At 71.2% G+C, this 14,659-nt stretch carries 8 protein-coding genes and 4 tRNA genes; 6 read left to right on the forward strand and 6 right to left on the reverse strand.

Annotated features, from left to right (window positions below):
* A partial coding sequence (locus tag ACYVE7_RS16130; protein ID WP_460365519.1) for a CU044_5270 family protein occupies positions 1–859 on the forward strand: 859 nt, incomplete at its 5' end.
* A 124-nt stretch (positions 860–983) separates the two neighbouring features.
* Here ACYVE7_RS16130 and ACYVE7_RS16135 read toward each other — a convergent pair.
* The 3 genes from ACYVE7_RS16135 to ACYVE7_RS16145 form a co-directional block, all read right to left on the reverse strand.
* On the reverse strand, positions 984–3,134 hold the full coding sequence (locus tag ACYVE7_RS16135; protein WP_460365520.1) for a TerD family protein: 2,151 nt from the start codon (positions 3,132–3,134) through the stop codon (positions 984–986).
* 184 nt (positions 3,135–3,318) lie between these two features.
* Positions 3,319–3,390 (reverse strand) — tRNA-Val (locus ACYVE7_RS16140).
* A 58-nt stretch (positions 3,391–3,448) separates the two neighbouring features.
* Positions 3,449–3,865: a PGPGW domain-containing protein gene (locus tag ACYVE7_RS16145; protein WP_460365521.1), complete on the reverse strand. Its 417-nt coding sequence runs from the start codon at positions 3,863–3,865 to the stop codon at positions 3,449–3,451.
* A gap of 279 nt (positions 3,866–4,144) precedes the next feature.
* Between ACYVE7_RS16145 and ACYVE7_RS16150 the strand changes: the two genes are divergently transcribed.
* Positions 4,145–4,564: an SsgA family sporulation/cell division regulator gene (locus ACYVE7_RS16150; protein ID WP_460365522.1), complete on the forward strand. Its 420-nt coding sequence runs from the start codon at positions 4,145–4,147 to the stop codon at positions 4,562–4,564.
* A 50-nt stretch (positions 4,565–4,614) separates the two neighbouring features.
* Here ACYVE7_RS16150 and sthA read toward each other — a convergent pair whose 3' ends face one another.
* Genes sthA through ACYVE7_RS16165 form a run of 3 tightly spaced genes read right to left on the reverse strand, consistent with a single transcriptional unit; the run spans position 4,615 to position 7,860 of the window.
* Positions 4,615–6,039 carry a Si-specific NAD(P)(+) transhydrogenase gene (gene sthA, locus ACYVE7_RS16155; RefSeq protein ID WP_460365523.1) on the reverse strand — a complete coding sequence of 475 codons (1,425 nt, stop codon included), beginning with the start codon at positions 6,037–6,039 and terminating at the stop codon, positions 4,615–4,617.
* A 53-nt stretch (positions 6,040–6,092) separates the two neighbouring features.
* On the reverse strand, positions 6,093–6,899 hold the full coding sequence (locus tag ACYVE7_RS16160; RefSeq protein WP_460365524.1) for an aminotransferase class IV: 807 nt from the start codon (positions 6,897–6,899) through the stop codon (positions 6,093–6,095).
* Positions 6,877–7,860: a chorismate-binding protein gene (locus ACYVE7_RS16165; RefSeq protein ID WP_460365525.1), complete on the reverse strand. Its 984-nt coding sequence runs from the start codon at positions 7,858–7,860 to the stop codon at positions 6,877–6,879. Before ACYVE7_RS16165 ends, ACYVE7_RS16160 begins: the two co-directional genes overlap by 23 nt.
* 123 nt (positions 7,861–7,983) lie before the next feature.
* On the opposite strand from ACYVE7_RS16165, the gene ACYVE7_RS16170 reads away from it, so the two are divergent.
* The 4 genes from ACYVE7_RS16170 to ACYVE7_RS16185 form a co-directional block, all read left to right on the forward strand.
* A tRNA-Gly gene (locus tag ACYVE7_RS16170) sits at positions 7,984–8,055 on the forward strand.
* 22 nt (positions 8,056–8,077) lie between these two features.
* A tRNA-Cys gene (locus ACYVE7_RS16175) sits at positions 8,078–8,148 on the forward strand.
* Between the two features lie 37 nt (positions 8,149–8,185).
* Positions 8,186–8,257 (forward strand) — tRNA-Val (locus tag ACYVE7_RS16180).
* Positions 8,258–8,471: 214 nt separating this feature from the next.
* Positions 8,472–14,659, forward strand: a 6,188-nt coding sequence (locus ACYVE7_RS16185) for an amino acid adenylation domain-containing protein (RefSeq protein ID WP_460365526.1), incomplete at its 3' end; no start/stop codon positions are given.

Here is a 14,659-nt window from a genome sequence, read left to right on the forward strand (position 1 = left end):
CGTGACCGGCGCGCTCACCGCGGGACTCCTCGTCGCCGGCGGCCTCGGCGGCCCGGACAATCCGCTGGCCCGGCCCGCCAGCGCCGGACTGCTGCTGGAGCGGGCGGCGCAGACCGTCGAACAGGAGAAGGCGGACCGGCCGAAGCCGCATCAGTGGATCTACCGCAAGTCCACGATGCGCGACGACGACGGCACCACGATGACCCACGAGACCTGGCTGCGAGCCGACGGCCGGTGGGCGGCCCAGCGTTCGGGCGGACGGCTCGAGAAGGACCGGCAGCACCCCCGCAAGGACGACGCGTCACCGCTGCGCGACCACGACCTGCTGCTGAAACTGCCGACGGACCCGCAAGCCCTGCTGGCGTGGGCGTACAAGACCATCGACGACCGGTACCTGAACCCGCCCGGACCCCGGATCGGGGCCCGGCCGCCGCGGACCGAGGACGGCCGGCGGACGAGCGCCTTCCAGGAACTCACCGGACTGTTCGACGATCTGCTCTCGCCGCCCAGGACGAGAGCGGCCGCCTTCCGCGCCCTCGCCCTCATCCCCGGCGTCGTGGTCGAGACGGGCAGGACCGACCCGCTGGGACGTCCCACCACGATGATCGCCCGCACCAACGAGCACGGCCTCCGGTATGAGGAACTCATCGACCCGGTCACCGCCAAGCATCTCGCTTGGGGCTCGGTCGTCGTCGCCGTCGACCCGAGCCCGTCGCACCCGGTGGCCGCCGCGGGCTCGGGGGTGGGCAACGGCGGGCCGCTCTCCGGTGTCGTCTACGCGCCGCCGCCGCCGATCGGGCGGTCGCACCACGAGATGGTCGTCGCCTCGGCGATCGTGGACGAGGCCGGACGGACCTGAAGGCAGGTGAGACGCGGAACGGCTCCCGGGAGGGAGCCGTTCGGTGGGTGAGGAGAGCGAAGGCGCTAGTCAGGGAAAGTGAGAAGGAAGCGCCCTCATGGCCTCACTGATCGCAGGGTAACAGTCAGGCGGGGATCAGGGCACCCAGGTTCTCCGGCGTGTAGACGCGGGTGCCTTCGGGCAGGCCGTCCGGGCGGGACAGCCCGATGTGGACGGGTGGGGCGTCCGGCGCGGACTTCGCCGCGAGCAGGCCCAGCAAGTGGCCTACCGTGACGTAATCGCGTTCGACGATGCCCTTGACCTGCATCGACGCGCTCACCGAACGGCCCTGGACGGTCGAGAAGTCCCGGCCGCGCGGGAACAGGTTCAGCCAGGTGGCCGTCCAGGAGCCGTCCGGGGCGCGCAGGAACACCAGCGGGATCGCGGTGCCGCCGCTGCCGCGCAGCTCCGACTTCATCCGGACCGTCGCCGGTTCGAACGGCAGGCCGCTCGCGACGTCGCCGATCCCCGGACGGGAGTCGCGGAGCATGAAGCCGAAGAACGACTCGGCGAGCCGGTCGAACCGTTCGCCCGAGTAGACGAGGACCTGCGGGACGAGCACCGGATGCCGCACCTTGGCGAGCGCGACGTCGATGAACTCCGACGCTCCCTCGGGCGCCTCGGTGATGTCGCCCGAATGGACGAAACCGGTGCCGGTGAGGTTGGTCCAGTCGGCGCGTTCGGGGTCACCGAAGGAGCGGTCGAGCATGAGCGCGCCCAGGTCGAGGTCGGTGGTGTGCTCGGCCTGCCGCCAGTGGACGAAGAAGCGCAGGACGTCGTGCCGGTCGCCGACGGGCGTGACGGAGCCGCGCGGCAGCACGCCGAGACCGGAACCCGCCGCCTTGCCGGACAGGGGCAGCGCGACGCCGAGCACGTCGGGGTCGTGGGTGATCGGCCCGACCACGGGCAGCCGTCGGGTGATCTCCTCGTCGAACAGGTCGAGGAGGGTTTCGACGGCGTCGGCGGGGAGGGGGCCGCGGGCGTCCGGGACGGTCCAGGCGCCGCCCGTCCGGTTGACGAAGATCCGCTGGGCGGTCGGTGCGGTGGCGCGGTTCTGCAGGTGCTCCCGGACGGAGAGCACGACCCGGCCGGAGACCTCGCGGACGGCCGTCGCGACGGCCTCGAGGACGAGCAGGGTCTCCTCCTCGTCGGCGGCTTCGCGCAGCAGCCGGTCGAGGGTCCGGAACAGGGTGCCGGGTGAGGCGCGGAGCACGCCGACCGCTCCGGTGGTGCCGCCGGAGCCGAACGCCTGCTCCACCCGGGACGCGAACGACGGTGCCCGTTCCGTGCCGCGGGCCACGGCGAACACGCGCTGCGCGTGCGGCCATCGCGGGTATTCGTGCGGGTGGAGGCGCTCGCCGAGCCGCTTCCACTGCTCGCGCCGCATGGTGACGTCGCCGAGTTTCGCGGGGGTCCGGCCGATGATCCGGTCCAGGGTCTCCAGCAGGGTCCGGCGTACGCCGCGCGGCAAGGTGCGGAATCTGGTCGGCGTCTCCAGCGTGACGTCGCCGCCGCACAGCAGCGCGGCGACCCGCAGCACATCGGTGACGGTGTCGGCGAGCAGCGGCCGGCCCGTCATCACCCGCACCGTGTTGATCACCGCCCGGTTCTCGCGGACCGGGATCTCGGCGGGCTGCTCGACGTCGTCGCACACGTCGGCGAGGATCTTCAGCCCGTCGAGGTCGTCGGCGCTGAGCGGTACGGCGCTCCCGGCGAGCCGCAGGTAGAGTTCGCGTGCCTCGTCCTCGACGCTTCCGCCGAGGTGCAGCACGGTCACGCGTTCGGATCCGGCGGCCACGAACGTGTCGTGCGCCGCGACCATCGCGTCGTAGCTGTGCAGGTAGCGCCCGTAGTCGGGGAGCGCGAGCAGGTTCACCCCGCCCGTCCCGAAGAGCTCCGCCGCGTCCTTCTCGTGCACGAGCAGCGCCCTGAGGACGCATTCCCGCCAGAACTCGAAGGTGTCCGGCACCTGGGCGGGAAAGTCCCGGAAGTAGACGTTGTGCTGAACGTGGTCGCCGACCTCGCGCCGCACCGCGTCGAGCACGAACTCCGCCACGGAGTACACGTCCCGCTCCCGCATCCCGCTCAGCGCTTCGACGAGCCCCCGCGACAGCTTGAATCCCACGGACATGAGCGCCGAGTCCAGCCGCCGGACGGCCGCACCCCCGTCACCGACCGCCCCCGAAGGAACGACGACCCGCCACGTCTTCCGCAGAATCAGCCCTTCAACGACCATCCCGCAATCATGGCAAAACCCAAGAATCCCGGCGAAACAATAACCGCGATCATCAGCGAGACCGTGAGCCCCGGCCGTCCAGGACGGCGAACAAGCCCCCCACGAACGGCCCGGAAGAAATGGCGAGAGCCCCCGTGAAAGCCGCCCCGATCGGGGCTGCGAACACGAGGGCTCGACGCGCGGGTGGGCGATACTGGGTTCGAACCAGTGACCTCTTCGGTGTGAACGAAGCGCTCTCCCACTGAGCTAATCGCCCGTGCGACTCGTCTAGGTTAGCGCGAGTCGTGGGTGGTTCGCACGTCGGTTGTGCGGGATCAGCGGGTGTTGATCTTGCTCCAGTCGGCGTTCCAGGGGAGGTCGGTGCCGATGACGCGGAGGTAGGCGACGAGGGCGGCGGCGATGGCGATGCCGCCGATGATCGCGAGGATGGTGTTGCGGCGGCGGGCCTTGGGGTCGAGCGCCTTCTCTTTCGCCTTGTCGGCGGCGTGTTTCGCCTTGGCGAGCGCGGTCTGGGCCCAGACGAACTCGGTGGCGAGGATGCCGAGTCCCGCGACGATCCCGAGGATGCCGGGGCCCGGCAGCACCATCATGGCGAGGCCCGCGGCGAGGACCGTCGCGCCGACGGTGAAGACACCGATCCGCCAGGTGGTGTCGAGCAGGCTGTTCCGGCGGAGCGCGGCCCGGAACCGGCCGTAGCGACCGAGGACCACATCGTCCTTTTTCTCATTCATTGCCACGGTTTTACTCTAAGGGATCTAGGGCCCCCGGAGGGGCGTGCGGGTCGGGCTTCAGCCACTCAAACCTACCTTGCGGGACAGCTTTTTCTCGGTACTTGTGTCCGTGTTCGCCCAGGTCAAGGATGATCTGGACGACCCCCTCAGAGGCTGTTCGTGGGAATGTTCTGACGAAGTGCCGCCGTTACGCGTCATAGATCAGGGGGACATCCGTTGGAGGGACGTAGTCCTCATCGGAGCGCTCGGCAACCGAGCCCGACGTCTGAAGGAATGGCGATGAACAGCAGCACCACCGTCTCCGCGGAGCTTGGCCTTCGGCTCGTCGTGCCCGATCGTACGACCGTGCCACTCCTCGCGACTCTCGAGTACGCAGCCGACGATCCTTACGCGATCCGCATGGCGTTCCATGTCGGCAACGACGAACCCGTCGAGTGGATCTTCGCTCGTGAACTGCTCACGATCGGCATCGAACGCAGGGCCGGCGACGGCGATGTCCAGGTCTGGCCCGCGGGTCCGGACAGTGACCGGACCCTGAACCTGGCGCTGTCGTCGCCGTTCGGGAACGCGCTCTTCGACGTCCCGTTGACGCCGATGGCCGATTTCCTGCACAAGACGTACGACATCGTGTCGGCGGGCCGCGAGTCGGAGTTCGTCGACATGGACGCCGAGCTGGAGCACCTGCTCTGGTCGTCCTGACCGGCCGCCATGCGGGGCGGGCCGGCAGTCGGCCCGCACCCGGTCGAGCGTCAGCCGTTGATCTCGGCGGTGAGCCGTGAGATGGCCCGCATCTTGTTCATGGCGTCCAGCGCGGCGACTTTGTAGCACTCGGCGAGCGTCGGGTAGTTGAAGACCGCGTTGACCAGGTAGTCGACGGTTCCGCCGAGTCCCATCACGGTCTGCCCTATGTGGACGAGCTCGGTGGCGCCGGTCCCGAACACGTGGACGCCGAGGAGCCGGCGGTCTTCGGGCGACACCAGCAGTTTCAGCATCCCGTAGGAGTCTCCGATGATCTGGCCGCGTGCCAGTTCGCGGTAGCGGGAGATGCCCACTTCGAACGGGATCCGCTCGCGGGTCAGGTCGTCTTCCGACCGTCCGACGAAGCTGATCTCCGGCACGGTGTAGATCCCGATGGGCTGGAGTTCGTGCATGTCGGCGACGGGTTCGCCGCAGGCGTGCTGGGCGGCGAGCCGTCCCTGCTCCATCGAGGTGGCGGCCAGCGCGGGGAAGCCGATGACGTCGCCGACGGCGTAGATGTGGGGCACGGTCGTGGCGAAGTTGCCGTCGACGGAGATCCGGCCCCGGTCGTCGGCTTCGAGCCCTGCCGCCTCCAGTTGGAGTTCGGCGGTCTTCCCCTGCCGTCCGGCGGAGTACATCACGCAGTCCGCGGGGATCATCTTGCCGCTCTCCAGCACGGTGAGCGCGCCGCGCGGCCGCCGTTCGACGGCTTTGACGCTCTCCCCGAACCGGAAGGTGACCGCCAGGTCACGCAGGTGGTACTTGAGCGCCTCGACGATCTCCAGATCGCAGAACTCCAGCATCCGTTCGCGCCGTTCGACCACGGTGACCTTGGTGCCGAGGGCGGCGAACATCGAGGCGTACTCGATCCCGATCACTCCGGCGCCGACGACGACCAAGGTGTCGGGCACCCGGTCGAGATGGAGGATGGCGTCGGAGTCGATCACCGTCCGGTCGTCGAACTCGACCGTGGACGGGCGGGCCGGCGAGGTGCCCGTCGCGATGACGATCTTCTCGGCGGTGATCTTCTGCTCGGCGCCCGCCCCCGCGCCGACGTCCAGGACGCCGACCGTGTGCGGGTCGAGGAACCGGCCGGTGCCCTGGAGCATGGTCACCCGGTTGCGGGTGAGCTGGCTGCGGATCACCTGGATCTCGCGGCCGATCACATGCTGGGTGCGCATCCCCAGGTCGGTGACGGTGATCTCGTCCTTGACCTTGTAGGACTGTCCGTACAGCTCCCGCTGATTGAGGCCCGTCAGATAGAGGACGGCTTCGCGGAGGGTTTTGGAGGGGATCGTTCCCGTGTTGATGCAGACGCCACCCAGCATGTTCCGTTTTTCGACGATGGCGGCCCGTCTGCCGAGCTTCGCCGCAGCGATCGCGGCCTTCTGACCGCCCGGACCGGACCCGAGCACGAGGAGATCGAAGTCGTACACGGGACCAGTCTGGACGTGGAAATCCCGGAAGATAAGGGCTTTGGTGTTAACTCTCAGGGATCTTCGCGCTCGGCGGCCTTGACAGCGAAGATCTCCATGGCCTTCCGGGTGACGGGACCGACCTCGAACGCGGTGTCGTCGACCAGGGTCACCGGCTGGATGTCGCGGGTGGTGGAGGTCAGGAACACCTCGTCGGCGGTGTACAGCTCGGCGAGTGGAACATCGAGCTCCTCGACGTCCAGCCACTCGGTGACCAGAGCGCGGGTGACCCCGGCCAGGCAGCCGCTGGTGAGCGGCGGCGTGATCAGCCGGCCGTCCTTGACCAGGAAGATGTTGGAGCCGGTGCCCTCGCACAGATGGCCCGCGAGATTACCGAAGATCGCCTCGCCGGCGCCGCGCGCCTTGGCCTGGGCCAGGGCGATGACGTAGTCGGCGTAGGGGATCGTCTTCAGTCCCGCCAGGGGGCCGCGTTCGTTGCGCGGCCACGGCACCACGGCGACGGCGCCCGTCGGCGGGAACGGCTTCTGCACGCCCGCCAGCAGGATCGTGGTCGTCCCGTCGGGGCCGCGGTCGGAGCCGAGCGGGCCGGGACCGCCGGTGTAGGTGATCCGCAGCCGGCCGAGCGGCCAGTCCGCGCCGTCGAGCAGTTCGGCGATCCCGGAGCGGATCAGCGCGTCGTCGGGCTCGGGGAGGCCGAGGCCGCGGGCGGAGAAGGCGAGCCGGTCGAGATGGCGGGTGAGGGCGAATGGCACCCCCCGGACGAGCTTGATCGTCTCAAAGACGCCGTCGCCCACGGTGATGCCGTGATCGAGGACGCTGACGTGGTCGCGTCCCGTCTCACCGTTGACCCAGACCCGCACCGGCCACCTCCAGAAGATTCTTTGCTTTGAGCTCGGTCTCCCGCCATTCTCTCGCGGGATCGGAGCCCCAGGTGATGCCCGCTCCCGTGCCGAAGCGCAACCGGCCCCCGGTGATCCAGAAGGTGCGGATGCCGACGGCGAGCGCGGCGGTGCCCCGGTCGGCGTCGACCCAGCCGATCGCCCCGCAGTACGGGCCGCGCGGCACCGGCTCCAGCTCCTCAATGATCTTCAACGCGCTGGACTTGGGGGCGCCGGTGACCGAACCGGGCGGGAAGGTCGCGGCGATCACGTCCGGCCACGGGCGCTTCGACCGGCCGGTGACGGTCGAGACCAGATGGACCAGCCCGGGATGCGCTTCGACCGCGCAGAGCTCGGGCACGCGCACCGATCCGGTCTCGGCGACACGGCCCAGATCGTTCCGCACCAGGTCGACGATCATGACGTTCTCGGCGTGGTCCTTCGGCAGCAGATCGTCGGCGGTGACCCCGGTGCCCTTGATCGGGCGGGACGTCCACAGCTCGCCGTCCCTGGCCAGGTAGAGCTCCGGGCTGGCGCAGGCCACCTCGAGCCCGGGCAGGCTGATCGTCATGGCGTGCGGGGCGGGGTTGCCGACCCGCAGGCGGGCGCCGAGCCCGGCGATCGGGTCGGTGACGGGGGCGTCCAGGACACGGCAGAGGTTGGCCTGGTAGACGATGCCGTCGCCGATCGCCTCCCGGATGCGGCGGACGCCCTCCTGGTAGCCGTGTTCGTCGAGGGAGCTGTGCCAGGGGCGGCCTGGGCCCGTCCAGGGGCCGTCGGGGTGCGGGGCGGGCCGGACGTCGGTGAAGCGGGCGCACGTCACCTCGCCCTCGTAGGTGATCACCACGGCCCACCATCCGCCCCGGTCGAGCACGCTGAGATCGCCGCCGACCTCGGCCAGGCCGGTGGCCAGGACCCCATCCACATGGGCGAACGCCTCCATCCCCCCAGTCTCCCGGACGCCCCGACCCGCCCGGCCACGGGTATTCGGTTTGGCGAAGCGCCCAGAGTTGGCTATGGTTTCCTCGTCGCCAGGACGGAGCGGAAACGCCCCGCCAGGGTGCCGGCGGAAGTGGCTCAGTGGTAGAGCATCACCTTGCCAAGGTGAGGGTCGCGGGTTCGAATCCCGTCTTCCGCTCGAAGAGGCCGCCAGGCCTCACGGTGGAATGGCCGAGAGGCGAGGCAACGGCCTGCAAAGCCGTGTACACGGGTTCAAATCCCGTTTCCACCTCTGACGCACCGCAGCCAGCGGCGCAGCTTCACCTCCCGGACGATTAGCTCAGCGGGAGAGCGCTTCCCTGACACGGAAGAGGTCACTGGTTCAATCCCAGTATCGTCCACACGGTCCCTGAGGCCCCATCCCATGAACGCGGGATGGGGCCTTGGGGCTTTTTTGTGCCCATTGACCGGGGGCGGGCGGTTCGCTAGTTTGCGGAAAACTGTAATTAATGGCTTTGTGTGCCATTTTACAGAAATGGGATTCTGTCCAGAACGCAATGAGTCGGCGGGCGGTCGGTCGTGGCTGGAATTGGGCTTTCGCGCGGGCAGTTCGGGATGTGGCTCGCTCAGGAGCTGCTGGGCGAGGAGCCGCTGAACGTCGGGCAGTATCTGGAGATCCACGGGACGGTCGAGCTGGGGCTGCTCGAACGCGCCATCGGCCGGGTGATCGAGGCTGCGCAGGCGATCACGGTGCGGATGGTGCAGGTCGACGGCGAGATCCGGCAGGTGCCGGCGGCCCCGTGGACGGATGGTCCCGTCATCGACGTCCGGGACGAACCCGATCCGGAAGCGGCCGCCGAGGCGTGGATGCGGGCCGACATGGCGGCGCCGGTACGGGTGCTGGGCGGCCGGCTCTACCACTATGCGATCTTCCGAGTGGCCGACGATCGGACCTTTGTCCAGGTGCGCGTCCACCATTTGGTGGCGGACGCGTATACCGGGCTGCTGCTCGCCCAATGGGCCGGTCGCGTCTATACCGCGATGGCGCGCGGCGAGCGGATCGAGGTCGATCTCGGCTCCTGGGAAGGGCTGCTCGCCGACGAGGCCGCATATCGGGAGTCCGCGCGGTTCGTCCGGGATCGGGGCTACTGGACGTCACGGTTCGCGGACCTCCCCCGTGCCGAGAGCCTGTCGGGACGCCGTCCGGGCACGCCCTCGGGCGGGATGATCCGCCGGACGTCCCGGCTCTCCCCGGCGGAGACGGCGCGGCTCCAGGAGGTGGCCCGGGGCCTGGGCACGAACACGGCCGGACTGGTCATGGCCGCGATGGCCGCCTACACGGGCCGGATGACGGGCTCGTCGGACGTCTCGCTGGGGCTGGCCGTCACCGCCCGCACCAACGCCGTGGCCCGCCGGACGCCCGGCATGATGTCGAACGTCCTGCCGCTGCGCACGGATCTGGCCGGGACGACGGTCGGGGAGCTCGTCCGGCGGAGCGTCCGGTCCGCGATCGAACTGCTGAAGCACCAGCGCTACCGCTTCGAGGACCTCCGCGCCGACCTCGGACTGACGGCCGGCGGACGGCTCTACGGCCCGGTCGTCAACATCATGCGCTTCGACTACGCCATCGAGGCGAACGGCGTCCGCACGACCCTGCATCCCCTGTCCACCGGCATCGTCGAGGACCTGTCCCTCAACATCTACGACGGCTCCGGCCCCCACGGCGTCCGCATCGACTTCGACGCCAACCCCGCCCTCTACTCCCCCGCCGACCTCCGCACCCACCACGACCGCTTCATGGCCTTCCTCCACACCCTCACCACGGCCGCCCCCGGCACCCGCGTCCACCTCCTCCCCCTCCTGACCCCCGCCGACCTCACCCTCCTCGGCCCCCACGCCCGTACCCTGCGCGACCAGACGACGACGGAGCCTCCCGAGCGCACCGGCCCGAAGCCAACGAACACCCCTGACCCAGCCGAACACGAAGAAACAGCGGCGGAACGGGAAGCCGCCCCGAATTCAGGCGACTCCGTGCCCGAGGCAACCGTGACGGATGCGGTCGGGCACACCGCGCCGGGGCGGAACCCGGTCGTGGGCGCGGGGACGGTGGTGGAGGCGTTCGAGCGGGTCGTCGTGGAGGAGGCGGAGAGGGTGGCCGTCACGTTCGAGGGGCGGACACTGACGTATGGGGAGCTGGGGGCGGCGTCCGATCGGGTGGCGCGGTCGCTGATCGGGCGAGGGGTCGGGGCTGAGGACGTCGTGGCGGTGCTGGTGCCGCGGTCGCTGGAGCTGATCGTGACCATTCTGGGGGTGGTGAAGGCGGGGGCGGCGTATCTGCCGCTCGACCCCGACGCTCCGGCCGCGCTGATCGGGGCGATGCTCGACGACGCGGCGCCCCGGCTGGTGGTGGCGGTCGAACCGGGGCTGGTGCCGGAGGGTTTCGCGGTGGTACGTCCCGATGAGGCGGGGAGCTGTCCGGCGGAGCCCGTCACGGACGCCGACCGGCTCGGGCCGCTCCTGGCCGCGCACGCCCTGTACGTGATCTACACGTCGGGTTCGACCGGGCGTCCCAAGGGCGTGGTGGTTCCGCACGGGGAACTGGTGCGGATGATGGAGGTCGGCGGGCGATGGCTGGGGCACGGGCGGTCCGAGGTGTGGACGATGTTCCACTCCCCCGCGTTCGACTTCTCCGTCTGGGAGATGTGGGGGGCGCTGCTGTCGGGCGGGCGGCTGGTCGTCGTGCCCGCGGCCGTCGCACGGTCGGCGGCGGAGTTCCGGGCGCTGCTCGTGCGGGAGCAGGTGACGGTGCTGGGGCAGACCCCGTCGGCGTTCGCGCAGCTCACCCCCGGCGACGATCTCGCGTTGCGGTGGGTCCATCTGGCCGGTGAGGCCCTGGACTTCGGGCTGCTCCACGGCTGGCAGGACCGGCCCGGCGCACCGGTGTTCCTCAACCTCTACGGGCTGACCGAGACGACGATCTGCGCCACCGGGCAGCGCCTGGACCGTGCGTTCGTCGCGTCGGCCCCGGGAAGCGTGATCGGCGGTCCCGTGCCCGGGGTGCGGCTCCATGTGCTGGACGCGTTCCTCGCCCCCGTTCCGCCCGGCGCGCCGGGCGAGCTGTATCTCGGCGGGGAGGGCCTGGCGCGCGGCTATCTGCACCGGCCGGGGCTGTCCGCGGAGCGGTTCGTCGCGTCGCCGTTCGCGGTCGGCGAGCGGATGTACCGGACCGGTGACCTGGTCCGACGGCTGCCGGACGGCGCACTTGAGTATCTGGGCCGGTCCGACGAGCAGGTCCAGTTGCGGGGTTTCCGGATCGAGCCGGGCGAAATCGAGAACGTGCTGGCCCGTCACCCGGCGGTGGCGCGGGCGGCCGTCGTGGTCAGGGACGGCCGGCTCGTCGCCTACGCCGTGGCCGACACCGATCCGGCGGAGCTGCGCCGGTTCGCCGCCGCCCGGCTCCCCGCCCACATGGTGCCGTCAGCGGTGATGCTCCTGGACGCGCTGCCGCTGTCGCCGAGCGGCAAACTGGACCGCCGGGCCCTGCCCATGCCCGTCTTCGGCTCGGAGCAGGACTACCGCGCGCCGCGCACCCCGCTCGAGGAGTCGCTCTGCGCGGCGTTCGCGGAGGTCCTCGAAGTCGAGCGCGTCGGGCTCGACGACGGTTTCTTCGCGCTGGGCGGCGACTCGCTCCGCGCCAACCGCCTCACCGGCCGGATCCGCGCCGCGACGGGGCTCGAACTACCGATCCGGGCGCTGTTCGAAACCCCGACCGTCGCCGGGCTGCTGGCGGGCCTCCCCCTCCGGCAGGCCGCACGCGCCCCGCTGACGGCACGGCCCCGCCCCGAGCGGATCCCCCTGTCCCCGCAGCAGCGCCCCGTCTGGTTCATGTGGCGGCTTGACCCCGGATCCGGCGCCTACAACATCCCCGTCGCCCTGCGGGTGACGGGCCCCTTGGACGCCGACGCCCTCTCCGCCGCCCTCGGCGACGTCCTCACCCGCCACGAAGCGCTGCGCACCGTCTTCCCCGAAGCGGACGGCGAGCCCTACCAGCGGATCCTGCGCCCCGACGAGCTCACCCCGCCCTTCACGAGCGTCGAAGGCGGAGCCGAGGAAGGGTGGCTGGCGCAGGAGGCGGTGCGTGCGTTCGACCTGGCCGCCGAGCCACCGATCAGGGTCCGGGCGGTCCGGGTGGCGGCGGAGGAGCATCTGCTGCTCGTCGTCCTGCACCACATCGCGGCGGACGGATCGTCGATGGGCGTGCTCGCCCGCGATCTCCTGCGGGCGTACGAGGCACGAGTGGACGGACGGGTCGCGGAGCCGACGGCGCTGCGCGTCCAGTACGCCGACTACGCGGTGTGGCGGAGCGGGCCGCCGGACCGCGACGGCCTGGAGCACTGGACCAAGACCCTGGCCGGGATGCCCGACGTGCTGCCGCTGCCGACCGACCGGCCGCGTCCCGGCAGGCTGTCGCAGCGGGGCGCGGCCGTGCCGGTCAGGATCGGCGCGGAGCTGCGCGACCGGCTCGCGGCACTGGGAGCGGAGCGCCGGGCGAGCCTGTTCATGGTGGTGCAGGCGGCGTTCGCGGGCCTGCTGACCAGGCTCGGCGCAGGTGAGGACGTACCGATCGGAACACCGGTCGTCCACCGGCCCGACCCCGCGCTGGACGACCTCGTCGGCATGTTCACCGACACGCTGGTGCTGCGGACCGACACGTCGGGAGATCCGAGCTTCGGTGCGCTGCTGGACCGGGTCCGTGCGGCGAATCTGGCGGCCTACACCCGGCAGGACGTGCCGTTCGACCGGATCGTCGAGGCGCTGAGCCCGGTGCGGTCGCTGGCCCGGCACCCGCTGTTCCAGGTGATGCTGACCTTCCTGGAGCGTCCGGGGCCGGTGGAGCTGCCGGGCGTGACGGTCACCGCGCTGGAGCCGTCGGGCGGCACCGCGAAGTTCGATCTCAGTCTCAGCCTGGCCGAGGAGCCGGACGGGCTGAACGGAACCCTCGAATACAGCCTCGACCTGTTCGAGCGGGCGACGGCCGAGCGGATCGCGGCCCGGCTCGTCCGGCTGCTGGCGGCGGTCGCGGCCGATCCCGGAGTGCGGCTCGGCGACGCCGACCTGCTCGACCCGGACGAGCGGCGGCTGGTCCTCCAGAGCGGGCGCGTCCCGCCCGAGCCGGGCGGGACGATCGTCCACCGGTTCGAGGCGGTGGCCGGGACCTCACCCCACACCACGGCGTTGATCTTCGACGGTGTCGAGATCAGCTACGGGGAGCTGAACCGCAGGGCCAACCGGCTCGCCCACCTGCTGGCCGAGGCGGGAGCGGGGCCGGAACGGCTCGTCGCCGTCCGGATGGGGCGGACGGCGGAGCTGGTGGTCGCGCTGCTGGCCGTCCTGAAGACGGGGGCGGCGTATCTGCCGCTCGACCCCGCGCATCCGGCGGCGCGGATCGAGCTGATCCTCGCCGACGCCTCACCGCTGCTGACCCTGGCCGATCCGCTGCCCGACGTCACGGGCCTGCCCTCGCACGACCTCGGCCGGACGGTGCCGCCGCAGGCCCCGGCGTACGCGATGTTCACGTCGGGTTCGACGGGACGGCCCAAGGGGGTCGTGGTCCCGGGCGGCGCGGTGACGGGCCTGCTGGACGCGATGGACGGGCCGCTCCCGCTCGGCCCCGGCGACCGTCTTCTCGCGGTGACCACGGTCGCGTTCGACATCTCCGTGCTCGAGCTGTTCCTGCCGCTGACGCGCGGCGCGACCGTTGTCCTCGCTTCCGCGGAGCAGATCACCGATCCGCGCGCCCTGGGCCGGCTGATCGGCGGGACGGGCGCGAACGTCATGCAGGCCACGCCCGCGCTCTGGCAGGAGCTGCTCGCGCAGGACGTGCCCGAGCTGCGCGGGCTGACCGTCCTGGCCGGGGGTGAGCCGGTGCCGGGCGCGATGGCGGCGGAACTCCGGGAGCGGGGCTGCACGGTCATCAACGTCTACGGGCCCACCGAGGCGACGGTGTGGGCGTCGGCGACCGTCCTCGGCCCTGACGATCTGCTGCGGCCGCCGATCGGGGCGCCGCTCGCCCATCTGCTGGCCTATGTCCTGGACGGTGCGCTGCGTCCGGTGCCGCCCGGCGCGCCCGGCGAGCTGTATCTGGCGGGCCCCGGTCTGGCGCGGGGCTATCTGGGACGGCCGGATCTGACGGCCGAACGGTTCGTGGCCTGCCCGTTCGGCGTCGGCGAGCGGATGTACCGGACGGGCGACCTGGTCCGCTGGCGGTTCGACGGACGGCTGGAGTTCCTCGGCCGGAGCGACTCCCAGGTGAAGATCCGGGGTTTCCGGATCGAGCCGGGCGAGGTGGAGGCGGCCCTGGCCGCGCATCCGGAGGTCGCCGGGGCGGCGGTCGTCCCGCACGGCGGAGCGCTCGTCGGCTATGTGGTGGGCGTGCCGGGAGCGGTGCTCGATCCGGCCGGGCTCCGGAGCTTCGCGGCCCGTTCGCTGCCCGCCGCCATGGTGCCCTCGGCCATCCTGGTGCTGGAGTCGTTCCCGCTGACGCCCCACCGGAAGCTCGACCGGGCGGCGCTGCCCGTCCCGGAGTTCACACCGTCCGGACGCGCCCCGCGGACTCCGGCGGAGACCGTGCTGTGCGGGCTGTTCGCCGAAGTCCTCGGGCTGGAGCGGGTCGGGGCCGATGACGGGCTGTTCACGCTCGGCGGCAGCTCCCTGACCGCGATCCGGCTGGTCAGCCGGGTGCGGACGGTGCTGCGGGCCGAGCTGACGGTGCGCGACGTCTTCGAGCACCCGACGCCCGCCGC

Source organism: Actinocorallia lasiicapitis (genome assembly GCF_054778695.1).

What these genes read in the sequence shown, in the direction of transcription:
- ACYVE7_RS16135 (WP_460365520.1), bottom strand. Translation starts at nt 3,134, where the DNA reads ATGGTCGTTGAAGGGCTGATTCTGCGGAAGACGTGGCGGGTCGTCGTT.
- ACYVE7_RS16145 (WP_460365521.1), bottom strand. Translation starts at nt 3,865, where the DNA reads ATGAATGAGAAAAAGGACGATGTGGTCCTCGGTCGCTACGGCCGGTTC.
- ACYVE7_RS16150 (WP_460365522.1), top strand. Translation starts at nt 4,145, where the DNA reads ATGAACAGCAGCACCACCGTCTCCGCGGAGCTTGGCCTTCGGCTCGTC.
- ACYVE7_RS16165 (WP_460365525.1), bottom strand. Translation starts at nt 7,860, where the DNA reads ATGGAGGCGTTCGCCCATGTGGATGGGGTCCTGGCCACCGGCCTGGCC.